This window comes from Arthrobacter sp. efr-133-R2A-63, from assembly GCF_030209795.1.
In the GTDB taxonomy this organism is placed as follows: Bacteria; Actinomycetota; Actinomycetes; order Actinomycetales; family Micrococcaceae; genus Arthrobacter; species Arthrobacter bambusae_A.
Genome location: NZ_JARVRG010000030.1, coordinates 109996 through 125758, shown reverse-complemented (window position 1 = coordinate 125758; position 15763 = coordinate 109996). Strand labels below are relative to the sequence as shown.

14 protein-coding genes are annotated in these 15763 nt (G+C 64.6%); 5 read left to right on the top strand and 9 right to left on the bottom strand.

The annotated features are described in order from the left end of the window. Positions 1–63 precede the first annotated feature (63 nt). A complete protein-coding gene (locus QRN45_RS16910) occupies positions 64–1059 on the bottom strand; it encodes a carbohydrate ABC transporter permease (protein ID WP_078106788.1) in 996 nt (331 codons plus the stop codon). 12 nt (positions 1060–1071) lie between these two features. Further along, positions 1072–2427: an ABC transporter substrate-binding protein gene (locus tag QRN45_RS16905; RefSeq protein WP_241707339.1), complete on the bottom strand. Its 1356-nt coding sequence runs from the start codon at positions 2425–2427 to the stop codon at positions 1072–1074. 184 nt (positions 2428–2611) lie between these two features. On the opposite strand from QRN45_RS16905, the gene QRN45_RS16900 reads away from it, so the two are divergent. The 4 genes from QRN45_RS16900 (at position 2612) to QRN45_RS16885 (ending at position 7138) form a co-directional block, all read left to right on the top strand. Continuing rightward, complete coding sequence (locus tag QRN45_RS16900; RefSeq protein WP_241707338.1) at positions 2612–3634, top strand: LacI family DNA-binding transcriptional regulator; 1023 nt, start codon at positions 2612–2614, stop codon at positions 3632–3634. A 182-nt stretch (positions 3635–3816) separates the two neighbouring features. Then, on the top strand, positions 3817–4638 hold the full coding sequence (gene nadE, locus QRN45_RS16895; protein WP_241707337.1) for an NAD(+) synthase: 822 nt from the start codon (positions 3817–3819) through the stop codon (positions 4636–4638). 251 nt (positions 4639–4889) lie between these two features. Beyond that, positions 4890–6605: an AMP-binding protein gene (locus tag QRN45_RS16890; RefSeq protein WP_284764100.1), complete on the top strand. Its 1716-nt coding sequence runs from the start codon at positions 4890–4892 to the stop codon at positions 6603–6605. Between the two features lie 26 nt (positions 6606–6631). Further along, entirely contained in the window at positions 6632–7138 is a 507-nt protein-coding gene (locus QRN45_RS16885) for a MarR family winged helix-turn-helix transcriptional regulator (RefSeq protein WP_078106894.1), read from the top strand. A gap of 69 nt (positions 7139–7207) precedes the next feature. On the opposite strand, the gene QRN45_RS16880 is transcribed toward QRN45_RS16885, so the two are convergent. The 7 genes from QRN45_RS16880 to QRN45_RS16850 all read right to left on the bottom strand — a co-directional run bounded on the left by QRN45_RS16880 (position 7208) and on the right by QRN45_RS16850 (position 14814). Beyond that, positions 7208–7987 (bottom strand): enoyl-CoA hydratase, encoded by a 780-nt coding sequence (locus QRN45_RS16880; protein WP_284764098.1) that lies wholly within the window; start codon positions 7985–7987, stop codon positions 7208–7210. A gap of 81 nt (positions 7988–8068) precedes the next feature. Continuing rightward, complete coding sequence (mmsB, locus tag QRN45_RS16875) at positions 8069–8989, bottom strand: 3-hydroxyisobutyrate dehydrogenase (RefSeq protein WP_284764097.1); 921 nt, start codon at positions 8987–8989, stop codon at positions 8069–8071. Next, the gene (locus QRN45_RS16870; protein ID WP_284764095.1) at positions 8982–10028 is read right to left on the bottom strand and encodes an enoyl-CoA hydratase/isomerase family protein; all 1047 of its coding nucleotides are present in this window, start codon (positions 10026–10028) and stop codon (positions 8982–8984) included. The genes mmsB and QRN45_RS16870 overlap by 8 nt, the downstream gene beginning before the upstream one ends. Continuing rightward, a complete protein-coding gene (locus tag QRN45_RS16865) occupies positions 10028–11527 on the bottom strand; it encodes a CoA-acylating methylmalonate-semialdehyde dehydrogenase (RefSeq protein ID WP_241707332.1) in 1500 nt (499 codons plus the stop codon). Before QRN45_RS16865 ends, QRN45_RS16870 begins: the two co-directional genes overlap by 1 nt. Positions 11528–11673: 146 nt before the next feature. After that, positions 11674–13053 (bottom strand): cryptochrome/photolyase family protein, encoded by a 1380-nt coding sequence (locus tag QRN45_RS16860; RefSeq protein ID WP_284764094.1) that lies wholly within the window; start codon positions 13051–13053, stop codon positions 11674–11676. 83 nt (positions 13054–13136) lie between these two features. Then, on the bottom strand, positions 13137–13808 hold the full coding sequence (locus QRN45_RS16855; protein ID WP_078106798.1) for a fasciclin domain-containing protein: 672 nt from the start codon (positions 13806–13808) through the stop codon (positions 13137–13139). Positions 13809–14022: 214 nt separating this feature from the next. Beyond that, entirely contained in the window at positions 14023–14814 is a 792-nt protein-coding gene (locus QRN45_RS16850; protein ID WP_284764092.1) for an IclR family transcriptional regulator, read from the bottom strand. A 188-nt stretch (positions 14815–15002) separates the two neighbouring features. Here QRN45_RS16850 and QRN45_RS16845 point away from each other — a divergent pair, with 188 nt between their 5' ends. Then, positions 15003–15749: a CoA transferase subunit A gene (locus QRN45_RS16845; protein ID WP_284764090.1), complete on the top strand. Its 747-nt coding sequence runs from the start codon at positions 15003–15005 to the stop codon at positions 15747–15749. Positions 15750–15763: the final 14 nt, after the last annotated feature.

Here is a 15763-nt window from a genome sequence, read left to right as displayed (position 1 = left end):
GGCGTTTGGAGCCCGGGCGGAAGTCTTCGCTCGATGTGCGTCCGACGGCGGTAGTTGCGGTGCTCACTTTTTGCCTCCGGGAGTCTCGGCGTCGTCGAGTTTGACGGCCCGCAGATAGACGAACAAGGGGATCGCGATCAGGATCAGCGAGATGAACGCCATGGCCGCGCTGAGCCCGAACCGGAAGCTCTGGAAGCTGGTGACGTAGGTGAGGATCGGGAGCAGCTCCACATCGGACGGAGCAGGAACCCCGAACAGGACGAACGGCAAGGTGAAGTTGTTGATGTGGTGCAGCATGCCGATCAGGAACGCCAAGGAGAGCGGACCCTTGAGATAAGGGAAGACCACATAGCGGAGCTTGTTCCACCACAGCGCACCGTCAAGGGCCGAGGCCTCGTGGACCTCATGGTCCACGGACTGGAGCCCGGACAATGCCAGCAGGTAGACAAACGGCCACGATGCCCAGATCTGGACCAGGATCAGCGTCCAATATGACTGCGGACCATTGAGCCACAGGCCGGGGTCTATGCCCACCGAATGCAGCATCGAGTCGATGACGCTGCCCGGCTGGAACATGGTCCGCCACACCGTCGCCACCACGAAGGAGGGAAGGACGTAGGGGATCAGGAAGATGGAACGGATCACGGCCCGGCCCTTGAACGCGTTCTGGGTGGCGACGGCGCCGGCGATGCCGAGCGGGATCGTGACCACCATGGCGATCAAGGAGTAGCTGACGCTGAGCCAGATGGCGTGCAGCAAAGGCGATGCGGTCAGCGCTTCGACGAAATTCTGGACTCCGATGAACGGAGCGCTGACCCACTGGCGCAGCGAATACTGGTCCAGATCCAGGCCCGACATGAAGATGCCGAGCAGGAGCGGCACCACGATGATGATCACCATCAGCAGGCCGCCTGGAATCAGCATCCACAAGGGGCGGTTGCGTTCGCTCAGCCCTTTGCGGCGCCGGGAGGTGTCGTCCGGTGACTGCGGGTCCGGCTTTGAAGCGCGGGACGACTTGCGGCGCGTGGACTTGCCCGCAGTCAATGAATCGGTGGACATGTCACTTCCTACTTACTTCGATGCCCGGTCAAGCGAGGCCTGGCCCTTGGATTGGGCGTCCTTGAGACGGGCCTCGAGGCTCGAGTCGTCGACGGATCCCTTGGAGAGATCGGGGATCGACTGGACCACGACGTTGAGGAGAGCCAGCTGGATGTCGCCCCACGCTCCGGTGAACGGCGTGGCCTTGGACTTTGCAGCGGTGTCGGCAACCGGTTGGAGAGCGGGGTTGTTCAGCGCCTTCAGGGCTTCGGCGTTGGCAGGCAGGTCGCCGAAGATCTTCTGGAAGTTCAACTGCTCGTCCTTGGACGTGATCAGGTTGATGTAAGCGAAGGCAAGGTCCTTCTGCTTCGAGTAGTCGGCAACAACCACGTTGTCACCTGACAGGATGCTGGCTGCATTCGCGGCGTCGCCCTGCGGAGAGGTCTGGCCGGGGGCCGTGGTCGGCATGGCTGTGTAGGCGTACTTGCCCGCGACCGCCGACTTGTCGAGCGTCGGGAGGGAACTCGACGTCGTCATCATGAGGTATCCCGCCTTGCCCGAGGCGAAGGCTGCGACGGCGTTGCTGTTGCTCCACCCGATGGAAGCCGGATCGACGATCTTGTCCGTGGTCAGCCATCCGAAGTAGGTCTGGTAGGCCTTCTTGACGGCCGGGTCGTCAAGCTTGAGCGTCTTGCCGTCCACGAGCGGGTTTCCTGCCTGGACGGACATGGCCCAGATGAACTTCCAGGGGTCGAAGTTGTCCTTGTAGCCGGTGGCGAGTCCGAAGGTGCCAGTGGCCGGGTTGGTCATCTTCTTGGCCTGTGCGGCGAGCTCGTCCCAGCTGGTGGCGGGCTTGTCGATCCCGGCGGCTTTCAGGATGTCCTTGTTGTAAGCCATCACGAACGGCCGGCTGACGAAGGGAATGCCGGCTTGGTGCTGGGCATCGGGGCCGGAAATTCCGAGGGCGGCGGGGTTGAACTTGTCCTTCCCGCCAATCTTCTTCCAGTCGTCGTCGGTCAGCGTCACGAAAGCCTTGGTTGCATACGCCGTGGGCGTGAACGTGGTGCCGAGGCTGTAAACGTCAGGTCCCTGTCCGGAGACGACGGACGTCTGGATGCGGGTCAGTTCATCGTTGGCCGACGCGAAGGTTTCGAATTCGATATCGGCACCGGTCTGCGCCTTGAACTTGGCCGCAATGTCGGTGAACCACTGCTTTTGCTGGGCAGAGTACTGGTTGTTGACGCCGGTCAGGACGCTCAGCTTCTTGCCCTTTCCGTCAACGGGTCCCGCGCTCCCCCCGGAGCTGCTGTTGCCGCCTCCGCAGGCGGTCAAAGCTAGGGCGGCTGTTACGACAACAGCGGCAAATTTGGCGGACGATGCAAACTTCATTGTTTTCCTCCCTGGAGCCCGATGGCCTCATTGGCGTGGTGCGCGTCACATCGGGTGATTTCTCCGAGTCTAGGCACGCCAAACAGCGATGACAAGCGATTGCCAAAAATTGTCATCAGTGCTGCAATTGTGGGACAAGTCACTCGTTGTTGAGCGGCTGCGGCAGATGAGGAACACCTAGACCATGGCAGAACTCCAGCTCCAGTCACCGGGCAGGCAGCCCACGATCCGCGACGTCGCGGAACTTGCGGGAGTGGCGACGTCAACAGTTTCAAGGGCCCTGAGCAATCCCGGGCGCGTGAACCACGTGACCCGCGAGCGCATCGAAGAAGCAGCCGCGCAATTGAATTACATTCCGAGCTCGCAGGCGCGCGGGCTCAGCTCCGGACGCACCCAGACCGTTGCCGTCCTGGTTCCGGACATCACCAATCCGTTCTATTTCGACATCATCCGTGGGGCGCAACACCAGTTGAAGGCCGCCGGCTACACGCAACTGCTCGTTGACACCGAGGAATCAGCGGAGATGGAGGCAGATGCGCTGCAGAAGATGCGCCGCTCGGCAGACGGATTCATCCTTGCGGCGTCCCGCCTGACGGACGCACAGCTCGCCGAGGCGGCGGCACAACAGCCCCTGGTCACCATCAACCGGGCTCCGGCAATCGCACCCACCGTGGTGATCGATACGCCGTCGGCCATCATCCAGGCACTGGAACACCTGGTCTCCCTGGGGCACACGAGGATCTGCTTCGTCGGAGGCCCGGCCACCTCCTGGTCAAACGCCAAGCGGTGGCAAGCGTTCCAGGAAGAAACCACGGAACGGGGGCTGACCACCTTCAGCGTGGGGCCGTTCGCACCCAAGACCACCTCGGGAGCGGCCGCAGCGGACGCCGCGGTGCACACGGGAGCCTCGGCGTGCATCGTCTTCAACGACCTGCTGGCCATCGGAATGCTGCAGCGCCTGCGTGAACGGGGCATCCGCGTGCCCGACGACATGAGCATCGTGGGCTGTGACGACATCTTCGGAGCCGATTTCTGCAACCCGCCGCTCACCACCATGGCGTCCCCCATCGAACAAGCCGGGCGCGTGGCAGTCTCCATGCTCCTGTCCCGGTTGAATCCCCAGTACGGCGGGACCAGCCGGCGCCTGGCTGTCATGCCAACGCACCTCACGGTGCGGGCATCGACGGGCGCCGCGCCGGTGCGGTGAGTGCCCCCTGCGCGCCCGACTGAACCAGCCCGGGCCGCCCAACTAGCTCGCATTTGTTGTCGTTTTGGGCGCTCAGAACGACAACAACTGCGAGTCAGTTGGGTGGGGACAGGCGTTCCGGAGTGCAACACATGGGGTGACACAGTTGAGTGTTTCAAGTGCTGGTTACTACTGTTGGGGACATGCGCACACTCCAGGCCACGATCATTGCGGAAATGGGCGTCCAGCCCCGGATCGACCCAGCCGGGGAGGTCCGCAAACGCGTCACGTTCCTGAAGGAATATCTCAAGGCCACGCACACCAAGGGCTTTGTCCTGGGCATTTCCGGCGGACTGGATTCCTCGCTCGCCGGGCGCCTTGCCCAGCTGGCGGTCGAGGAGCTTGAGGCCGAGGGCGTGGAGGCCAATTTCGTGGCCGTCCGGCTCCCCTATGGCGCCCAGCATGATGAGGAAGACGCCCAGGCCGCGCTGGATTTCATCCAGGCCAAGACGGAATGGACGTTCAATATCTCACGCGCCGTGGACGGTTTCGAAGATGAGTTCGAGAAGACCACGGGCGCGCGCATCTCGGATTTCCACAAGGGCAACACGAAGGCCCGGGCCCGTATGACCGCCCAGTACGCCCTCGCCGGCGAGCACAACTACCTCGTCATCGGCACGGACCACGGAGCCGAATCCGTCACCGGATTCTTCACCAAGTACGGCGACGGCGGTGCGGACATCCTGCCGCTCTTCGGCCTCAACAAGCGGCAGAACCGCGCACTCCTCGCCGAGCTGGGCGCCCCATCCCGCATTTGGGACAAGGTCCCCACGGCCGACCTCCTGGACGGCAAGCCCGGCCGCACCGACGAGGACGAGCTTGGCATCAAGTACGACCAGATCGATGACTACCTCGAAGGCCGGCAAGTCTCGGACGAGGTGGCAGAGACCATCGAGCAGAAGTACCTGCGCACCCGCCACAAGCGCACTGTTCCGGTCACGATTTTCGACACATGGTGGAAGTAGCAGTCGCCTGAACCCGGGGCCTCCGTCACGCTGAGCGCCTTTTGGCAGCGCACGACGGCGGTCTCCCGCGCCGTGGCGGGGGCGCCGCCGTCGTCATCCCGCAAAAGTGTGCCCTGCGTGAGAGTGGGCAGCCCCGCAACACTGCCTCTTCCAAACCCTTGGATGTCCTAGTATATTGCAGGTGAGGCGGATCATACGGCCAGTTCGTCCCCGGTTCGCACTCCCCATACACGCAGGGCGAAAGGCAGACAATGACAGTCACCGACGACTTCCGTGCAGCCCGCGATCGGCTCCTTGCGCTGCGCACCGATTATTCAGGGGCGCGCAGCGACTTCCAGTGGCCCCGTTTCAGCGAGTTCAACTTCGCACTCGACTGGTTCGACCAGGTCGCGGATAACCCCGGCACGGCCAACAACCCTGCGCTGGTGATCGTCGAGCAGGACGGCAGTTCCACCCGCCGCAGCTTCGCCGAGCTCTCCGCGCGCTCCTCGCAGCTTGCCAACTGGCTCCGATCCAAGGGCGTCCAGCGGGGCGACCGCATGATCATCATGCTCGGCAACCAAGTGGAACTGTGGGAACTCATGCTCGCCGGGATCAAACTCGGCGTGGTCCTGATCCCCACCACCACGCTCATGGGCCCGCGCGACATCACGGATCGCGTGGAGCGCGGCGGCGCCCGCTGGGCCGCCGTCGGGAGCGCCAACATCGCCAAGTTCGCCGAAGTGCCGGGCGATTACACCCTCATTGAAGTGGGTGACGGCCAGACCCCTGGCGCCCTCCAGTACGCCGAAGCGGATTCCGCCGAGTCGACGTTCGTCCCGGACGCCCCCACCGCCGCTGACGAAACCATGCTCCTCTACTTCACCTCGGGCACTACGTCGCGGGCGAAACTGGTGGAGCACACCCACACCTCGTACCCGGTGGGACACCTCTCCACGATGTATTGGATCGGCCTGGAGCCCGGGGATGTCCACCTCAACGTGGCGTCCCCCGGCTGGGCAAAGCACGCGTGGTCCAACGTTTTCACGCCGTGGATCGCCGAGGCCTGCGTCTTCGTCTATAACTACGATCGCTTCGACGCCAAGGCCCTCATGGAGCAGATGGGCCGCGAAGGCGTCACGAGTTTCTGCGCCCCGCCCACCGTGTGGCGCATGCTCATCCAGGCGGACCTGACCCTGCTCAAAACCCCGCCAACCAAGGTGGTTTCGGCGGGCGAACCCCTCAACGCCGAGGTGATCGGGCAAGTCGAGCGGGCCTGGGGGCAGACCATCCGCGACGGTTTCGGCCAGACGGAGTCGACAGTCCAGGTCGCCAACACCCCCGGCCAACCGGTCAAGACCGGTTCGATGGGGCGGCCGCTGCCGGGCTACGACGTCGTCCTTGTTGACCCGGCCACTGGCGAAGAGGCCGACGACGGCGAGCTGTGCTTGCGCTTGGACCCCCGCCCCGTAGGGCTCATGAAGTCCTACTTCGGCGACCCGGAAAAGACGGCCGAGGCGTTCCGCGACGGTTACTACCACACGGGTGACATGGCCAGCCGGGACGGGCACGGAGTCATCACCTACGTGGGCCGCGGAGACGATGTGTTCAAATCCTCCGACTACCGCTTGTCCCCTTTCGAACTCGAAAGCGTCCTGATCGAGCATCCCGCAGTGGCGGAGGCCGCCGTCGTACCCTCTCCGGATCCGGTCAAGCTTTCGGTGCCCAAGGCCTTCGTGGTGCTCGCCGCCGGGTACGAGCCCGGACCCGCTGTTGCCGAGGACATCCTCAGATACTGCCGGCAGCACCTGGCGCCGTTCAAGCGCGTCCGCCGGCTCGAATTCGGTGAGTTGCCCAAGACGATTTCGGGCAAGATCCGGCGCGTCGAGCTTCGAGGCACGGAGGTGGCCCGCCACAGCGATGGTCCGCTGCCTGCCGGCCTGGGCGTCGAGTACACCGAGGATGAGTTCCCGAGTCTGAAAGAATAGGCAGCCAAGCAATGTCAGGAGGCACCGTGGGCAGCCCACTCCCCCGCGATCCCATCGCCGACGCCCAGCGAAACTGGGAGCGCCACGGCTGGGGCGAAGTCGCCGCGCCCATGGCGGCCATTACCGCGATCATGCGCACGCAGCAGATCCTGCTCGCGCGGATCGAAGGCGTTTTGAAGCCCTACGGCCTGACCTTCGCGCGCTACGAACTCCTGGCCCTGCTGAGTTTCGCCCGCAGCGGCGCGTTGCCGATGAACAAAGCCAGCGCGCTGCTCCAGGTGCATCCGACGTCGGTGACCAACGCCGTCGACCGCCTCGAGAAGGCCGCCCTCGTGGTCCGCTCCCCGCATCCCACTGACGGGCGCACCACGCTGATCGAGCTCACCGCGGAGGGCCGCACCCTCGCGAAGCGAGCGACGACGGCACTCAACAACGAGGTGTTCGGCCAGTCCGGCTTCGGGGACGACGACGTCGAGCACCTGATCCGCGTGCTGGGAGACTTCCGCAAGGCCGCGGGCGACTTCACGGACTAACGAATTTTCCATCCATTGCTGAGTAACTGCCGTTTTGAGCCTTCAGAACGACAGTTACTCAGCAGTGGATCAGCGGTGCTTGAACTCCGGCTGGCGCTTCTCGGTGAACGCCGCCATGCCTTCCTTCTGATCCTCCGTGGCGAACAATGAGTGGAAGACCCGGCGCTCGAACAAAACACCTTGGGAGAGGCCGGTTTCGAAGGCTGCGTTGACGGCTTCCTTGGCCACCATGGCAACCGGCTTGGACTTGGACGCGATCACCTCGGCGGCCTTCATCGCCTCCTCCACCACGGAATCGGCTGGCACGACGCGGGAAACAAGTCCTGCACGCTCGGCTTCCTCGGCGTCCATGAACCGCCCAGTGAGGATCATGTCCATTGCTTTGGCCTTGCCCACGGCCCGGGTCAGCCGTTGCGAGCCGCCCATGCCGGGAATGACGCCGAGATTGATTTCCGGTTGACCGAACTTGGCGTTGTCCCCGGCAATGATGAAATCGCACATCATGGCAAGTTCGCAGCCACCGCCCAAGGCAAAACCGGACACTGCCGCAATCACGGGAATGCGCAGGCGAGTGAGGTTTTCCCAGGCGCGGAACCAGTCGGCGGCATACATGTCCATGTACCCCTTGGAGGCCATCTCCTTGATGTCGGCGCCGGCCGCGAAGGCCTTCTCCGATCCGGCGATCACCACGGCACCCACCCCGGGATCCGCATCCATGTCCGACACTGCGGCCACGATCTCATTCATGGTGGCCTGGTTCAAGGCATTGAGCGCCTTGGGCCGGTTCAGGGTCACCAAGCCCACCCGTCCACGGAATTCCACCAGGATGTTTTCGTACTGCTGCGCCAAGCCGTGCCCCTTTTGTCGGTTGCTCAGTTGTGTCGGTTGCTCAGTTGTGTCGGTTGCCCCGAAATGATCTTCCCGCCAAGGCTACTTGGCGGACTTGTCCCGGATGTCCGTGATGATGCCGGAGAAGTCACGCCCGGCTCCGCCTTCGGCCGCGAAAGCATCGTAAATCCGCGATGCCAGGTGTCCCATTTGCCCGTCCACTCCGGTGCTCTCAAGCGCGTTGACCGCGAGCCGGAGGTCCTTTGCCATGAGCGCTCCGGCGAATCCGGGCTGGTAGTCGCGGTTGGCCGGGCTCGTGGGGACCGGTCCGGGAACCGGGCAGTTGGTGGTGAGCGCCCAGCATTGCCCCGAGGCGTTGGATGCGACGTCGAACAGCGCTTGGTGCGTGAGGCCCAGCTTCTCGCCCAGGACGAACGCCTCGCTGACGGCAATCATCGAAACGCCCAGGATCATGTTGTTGCAGACCTTGGCCGCCTGCCCGGCTCCGTGGTCGCCGCAGTGGACGATCCTCCGGCCCATGAGTTCCAGGATCGGCTTCACGGTTTCGAAGTCCTCTGGGAGCGCCCCCACCATGAAGGTCAGGGTTCCGGCTTCGGCGCCAACCACGCCTCCGGAAACGGGCGCGTCGACCGAGCGGTGGCCGGCCTCCAAAGCAATGGCAGCGGCCTCGCGGGCCTCGTCGACGTTGATGGTGGAGCAGTCCAGGAACAGCGTGTCCGGCGCAGCCACCGAGAGCAGGCCCGGTGCACCGTCGACTCCCCGGTAGGCGTCCAGGACGTGCTTGCCGCTGGGCAGCATGGTCAGGACAACGGAAGCACCGGCGACGGCCTCCGGAGCGGAATCCACCGTGGCTATGCCGTGTTCACGGGCTGCCTCAAGTGCCGCCGGCACGGGATCGTACGCGACCACGTGGTGCCCCGCTTTGACAAGGTTCACGGCCATGGGACCGCCCATGTGGCCAAGGCCGAGAAAAGCGATGGTGCCGGAAACTGCGTCAGACATGGTCGGACTCCTTTGAATGAAGTTTGAGTTCACGGTCGCCGAGCGAGGCGAAGAAGCCTTCGACGGCGGCCGGCGACACCTCCGCGAGGGAAGCCGGCTTCCATTGTGGGTTGCGGTCCTTGTCCACCACTTGGGCGCGGATCCCCTCGCGGAAATCCGGCCCGGCCAGGCAGCGCACGCCAACCCGGTATTCCTGTTCCAGCGCCTCTTCGAGCGAGAGCCCCCGGACGCGCCGCAACGATTCCAGGGCCACTTTCACTGCTGTTGGCGACTTCGCCTCGAGCGTGTCCGCGGCCGCGGCGGCGTCACCACCGGCCGCGCGCAGCCTCGCGACGATTTCCTCGGCGTCATCCGAAGCAAAGGCGGCATCGATCCACTCGCTCTGGCCGGACAGCGCCGAGGCCGGCGGTTCCTGCACAAAGCGCCCGACGGCGGCCTCCGCCGTCGAGCTTTCCAGCGCTTCCGCGAGGGCGGGGAGGCGTTCGGACGGGACGAAGTGGTCCGCGAGCCCCAGGAACAGGGCATCGGCCCCGCTCAAGTGGGCACCCGTAAGCGCGGCGTAGGTGCCGGACTCCCCCGGCGAGCGGGACAGCAGCAGGGTCCCGCCGACGTCGGGCACAAACCCAATGGTGGTTTCCGGCATGCCGGTGCGGGTCCGCTCGGTGACCACGCGGACGGAGCCGTGGGCCGAGATACCGACCCCGCCGCCGAGGACCAGTCCGTCCATGAAGGCCACGTAAGGCTTCGGATACCGGGCAATGAGCGAGTTCAAGCGGTACTCCGCAGCCCAGAAGTCAGCTGTCTGGCCGCCGTGGCGCAGCATGTCATCGTAGATCGCCACGATGTCTCCACCCGCGCACAGTCCACGCTCCCCGGCGCCGTGCACCAAAACCGTCTTGACGCCGTCGTCGTCCGCCCACTCGGTGAGTTGCTCCAGCATGGCCTGCACCATGCCGCTGGTGAGGGCGTTGACGGCCTGGGGCCGGTTCAGGGTGATGACGCCGAGGTGGCCGCGCTTCTCGAAGAGGACCTCGGCCATTAGCTGCCGGCCGGCATCACGAAGCTGGCGCCCTGGCGGATGCCCGAGGGCCAACGGGTGGTGACCGTCTTGGTCTTGGTGTAGAAGCGGAAGGCGTCCGCGCCGTGCTGGTTGAGGTCGCCGAAGCCGGAGGCCTTCCAGCCGCCGAAGGTGTAGTAGGCAATCGGGACGGGAATGGGAACGTTGATGCCAACCATGCCCACTTCGACGCGGCTCGCGAAGTCGCGGGCAGCGTCGCCGTCGCGGGTGAAGATCGCGACGCCGTTGCCGAACTCGTGCTCGGAGCAGAGCCGCAGCGCTTCTTCGTAGTCAGCTGCGCGGAGGACGCTCAGGACCGGGCCGAAGATCTCCTCTTTGTAGATGGACATGTCCTTCGTCACGTTGTCGAAGAGGGTCGGGCCAACCCAGAAACCGCCGTCGTAGCCGTCCACCGTGAGGCCGCGTCCGTCGGTGACGAGCGTGGCGCCCTGGTCGACGCCGGCCTGGATGTAGCCCTCGATCCGTTCCTTCGCCGAGGCTGCCACCACCGGGCCGAAGTCCGAATCCTTGGCCAGGCTGGGGCCGACCTTCAGTCCCTTGATCCGGTCCTGCAGCTTGGAAACCAGCTCATCGGCCGTCTCCTGGCCAACCGGCACCGCAACGGAAATCGCCATGCAACGCTCTCCGGCGGAGCCGAAGCCAGCGCCGATGAGCGCATCCGCGGCCATGTCGAGATCGGCGTCGGGCATGATCACCATGTGGTTCTTGGCACCGCCGAAGCACTGGGCGCGCTTCCCGTGGGCGGCCGCGGTCGCGTAAATGTACTGGGCAATCGGCGTGGAACCGACAAAGCCGATGGCCTTCACGCGCGGATCCTCAAGGAGGGCATCCACCGCTTCCTTGTCGCCATTGATGACGTTGAAGACGCCGTTCGGCAATCCGGCCTCGGTGAAGAGCTCGGCCAGGCGAAGGGGCACGGAGGGGTCGCGCTCCGACGGTTTGAGGATGAAGGCATTGCCCGCAGCCAGCGCAGGGCCGGACTTCCAGAGCGGGATCATGGCGGGAAAGTTGAAGGGCGTGATGCCGGCGACAACGCCGAGCGGCTGGCGCAATGAGTGGACGTCGATGCCCGTGCCGGCGTTGTCCGAGAACTCACCCTTGAGCAGGTGCGGCGCGCCGGCGGCGAACTCCACCACCTCGATGCCGCGCTGGATGTCGCCCTTGGCATCGGGGAAGGTCTTGCCGTGCTCGGAGGAGAGCAGCGTGGCGAGTTCGTCCATGTGTTCGTTGACCAGGTCCACGAACTTGAGCAGGATCCGGCCACGGCGCTGCGGGTTCATCGCAGCCCATTCGAGCTGGCCCTTTTCCGCGTTCGCGATGGCGTTCCTGACCTCATCAGCGCTGGCCAAGGGAAGTTTGGCCTGAATCTCGCCGGTGCAGGGATCGTAGACATCGCTGAAGCGCCCGGAGGTCCCGTCGATCCTCTGGCCGTCAATGTAGTGGGAAAGTTCGCGCACCATGGAATGCTCCTTTGCATAGGGGAAATGCCCGCCATCGGCCTCGAAAGCACATGTCCAACTGCGCTCCGGGACGTCTTTGATCCCGAATATACTCGGACTTCCTACTAATTTCTAGAGGACCTCAGTTGGTGCCCAGGTGGCCCGGTTCAACGGGGCAGGTTGCCGTAGGCATCCAGAGCCTCCCGGCGCGAGGCCTTGAGATCCACCACCGGCTCCGGATAGTCCGCCGCGGCCAGCTCCGGGATCCACTGGCCAACGTAGCCGCCGCGGGGGTCGAATTTCGCTGCCTGGGTCTCCGGATTGAAGATCCTGAAGAACGGCGACGCGTCCGCGCCGGAACCGGCTACCCACTGCCAGTTCGCGGGATTGGACGCAGGATCGGCATCCACCAGGGTGTCCCAGAACCATTGCTCGCCCACTTGCCAGTGAATGCCGAGGTTCTTCACCAAGAGGCTGGCGGAAACCATGCGGACCCGGTTGTGCATCCATCCGGTGTGCCACAATTGCCGCTGCCCGGCATCCACCATGGGGAAGCCGGTGCGGCCTTCCTGCCATGCTCGAAGGAGATCGTCAGCTTTCTCGGACTGATCGCCCTTGCCACCGGGCCAGGCCCACGGATAGTGGTCGAATCCGGGCCGCAAATTGGCCGTCGCCAGATCCGGGTGATGGAAGTATTGGTGCCAGCAGAATTCCCGCCACCCGAGTTCCGCGGCGAAAACGGCCACTCCGTCGCCCAGTTCCCGACGCCGGCGCTGCTGGGCATGCCATACCTCGAACGGGCTGAGTTGCCCCCAGCGCAGGAACGGCGACAACCGGCTACTGCCCGGCAAGTCCGGACGGTCCCGGTTCACCGAATAGTCCGCCAGCCCGCGCTCCACGAAGTCATCGAGAAGTTCGTGCGCCTGCGCCGAACCCGGCTGCCAGCTTTCCGACAATCCGGCAGACCAATCGGGGCTCCGCGGCAACAATCCCCAAGAGTCCAATTCCTCGGACCCGGGAAGCCGGCCGGAGAATCCGCGGCCCGGTTCCGGAGCTTCCAGCGGTTCGCGGAAATCCAAGCCGGACACAGTCCGCCAAAAGGGCGTGAAGACCTTGAAGGGTCCGCCCTGCTTCGTGGTCACGGCCCAGGGTTCATGGAGCAAGGATGCCTGGAAACTCTCGGCATGCATCCCGGACTCGCGCGCCCAGGTCTTGATACCGGCGTCGAGCATTCGCTCCGGTTCGCCATAACGGCGGTTCCAGTACAGTGACCCTGCACTCATCGCCGTCGCGGTTTCCCGGACCATCTCCGCCGCCGGTCCGCGGCGCAGTACGAGAGGCACGCCCAAGGTTGCGAGGTCTTCGCGAAGGGTGACCAGGGAATGATGCAGCCACCAGCGGGAGGCACCGCCGAGCGGCCTGATGCCCGGCGATTCCTCGTCCAGGACATACAGCGCGACGGCGGCTCCATCGTCCACCGCTGCCCGCAGCGCCGGGTTGTCCGTGGTCCGGAGATCGTCCCGGAGCCACACGATTGACGGCTTCACTCATCCCCCTCGGATTTGTGGCAAAGGCCATGCCCCCTAAGACGAATCTTAAGGGGCATGATCTGTACTGAAGTTGTTGAGATCTATTTCGGCATCAGGACGGTGTCAACCAGGTACACCGTGGCGTTGGCGGTGTGGACGCCACCGCAGATCACGGCAGAACCTCCGTCAACCTTGAGTGCATCCTTGCTTCCGGTGACGGTCACCGAGTCGCCCTCAACGGTCTTGTGGGTGCCCACGATCTGGTCCGGGGTCAGCTGGCCGGGGATGACGTGGTAGGTGAGGATCTTGCTCAGGGTGGCGTCGTCGGTCTTGAGGCTGTCGATGGTGGCGGCCGGGATCTTGGCGAATGCGCTGTCCACAGGAGCGAACACGGTGAACTGGCTACCGTTAAGCGTGTCCACCAGGTTGACCTTCGGGTTCAGCTTGCCGGACACGGCGGCCGTGAGGGTCTTGAGCAACGGGTTGTTGGAAGCGGCAACGGCTACGGGGTCAAGAGCCATGCCGGCGACGGAACCTGCACCGCTGGGAACCTGGGAGGCGTAGCCTGCACAGCCCGGGCCGACCAGGTCTTTGGTCGGGTCCATCGCGGCGCTTGCCGAAGCGGAGGGGGTCGCCGCCATGGTGGACGACGAGCTCGGAGCCGCCGATGACGGTGAAGCCGTGGAAGCGGAGCCGCCACAAGCGGTGAGGCCCAACAGGGCGGAAGCGGCGAGGCCGGCAATCGCAAAAGACGTGCGCTTTGTAGCAAGCATGACATTTCTCCTTCAAACGGACTGACATTCGGTGCCGGTTGATTCCGGCGTGAAAGCACTTCACCTTTGCGGGGCTAAGTCCTTATGCCAGCTATTCGGAGGTGTGGGCTGCAGGGATGGGTGAGTTTCAAAAATTAATTTGGAAGCGCCTCAACACCCGACCACTTTGGAAGATCCCGACGCCGGATGGCGGCGTGGGTGCCGACATTGCCGCTCAAAGGTGGTCGGTTCTTGCGGAGCTCATCCGGTGGGCTTCCTCCATCAACAACTTGCCGAGGAATTCCTGGCGTTCAGGACGGAACCGCGGCTCGATGCCGGTAAGGGACAAGGCGCCGACCGGCCTGCCCTGTTGGTCGAAGACGGCAGCCGCCATCCCCCAACTTCCCTCCAGGACCAACCCGGGATTCACCGAGTACCCGGTCAATCGGGTTTGCTCAAGGTTCCGGCGCACCACGCCCTCGCTGTGGCCGGCAGCGAACTCCCCCGCGTACTGTTCCCACTCGGAGAGGATCACTTGCTGTTCCTCGTCCGTCAGGAAGGCCATGATCGCCGTGCCGGCCGACGCCACGCCAAGCGGGAACCGGACGCCCTCGTGCAACACGAAGGAGCGCACAGGGAAGCTACCTTCCTCTCGGAGCACGCACACGGTTTCGTGGCCACGACGGATGGAATAGAAGGCGCTTTCGCCGCTCTCCTCGGCCAGGCGTCGCAGGCTGGGCCGGGCCAGGTCCTCAAACGGGAACCGCGCCGCCGCAACGGACCCCAGCAGGAAGATCTCAGGCCCCAGGATCCAGTTGCCGGTCCGCTGGTCATGATCCAGCAGGCCTTCAGCCGCGAGGGATGCGAGCAAGCGATGCACCGTCGGGCGCGTCAGTCCGGACTCGCGGACCAGGCCAGCAATGGACATGCCCTCCGGCTTGCGTCCCACGAGCCGGAGGAGCGCGGCTACCCTGCCCACCACCTGGGCGCCCTGCACGGGCTTTGCGTGCGGCTGTTGGGTCGGCACCTCTCCCCTTTCCAAAGATTTCCTCCACAATGTGGACACCTCTAAGAGTACCGTCCACACTGTGCGAGGTCAGCGTGGCGGGCCACACGACGCCATTGACCCTTCGCTCAGGGCCACCATATGCTCCTAAGCCAGACGACTAGTTCAGACTTGCCCGGCGCAGTGTCCACAAAGTGGATATGTGCTGGGTGACCTTACTCAAAGACGAGGACAAAGCCACGGCCAAAATCCATCCCAGCTCAGCCGTTGCACTGCAGGACGTCCTGCGCGACGGCCAGACGATCGCCGTCGGAGGTTTCGGGCTCAGCGGCATCCCCGCGGACCTGATCGACGCTGTCCGCGATTCGGGGGTCAAGGACCTGACAGTGGTCTCCAACAACATGGGCATTGACGGCAAGGGGCTCGGTGTCCTCATCGAAGCGGGCCAGGTCCGCAAGGTCATCGCCTCCTACGTGGGCGAGAACAAGCTCTTCGCCGAGCAGTACCTCTCGGGCCAGCTTGAGGTCGAGTTCGCTCCGCAGGGCACCCTCGCCGAGCGCCTCCGCGCCGGCGGCGCCGGGATTCCCGCCTTCTACACGCGGACCGGCGTCGGAACCTTGGTTGCCGAGGGCAAGCCGCTCGAGGAGTTCGACGGCGTGACGTACGTCCGCGAGCGCGGGATCGTCGCCGACGTCGCACTGGTCCACGCACACACCGCGGACACGGACGGCAACCTGATCTACCGGTACACGGCCCGGAACTTCAACCCTGTCGTGGCGACGGCGGGCATTGTGACCGTTGCCGAGGCCGAGGTGATCGTGCAGCCCGGCGAATTGGATCCCAACCACATCGTGACACCCGGCGTCTACGTCCAGCGGCTGGTCCAGGCGAGCGGCCGGCCCAAGGACATCGAGCAGCGCACCGTGCGGACCCGCACTGAAGCCCCGGCCGTCTAAGCACACACCAGCGA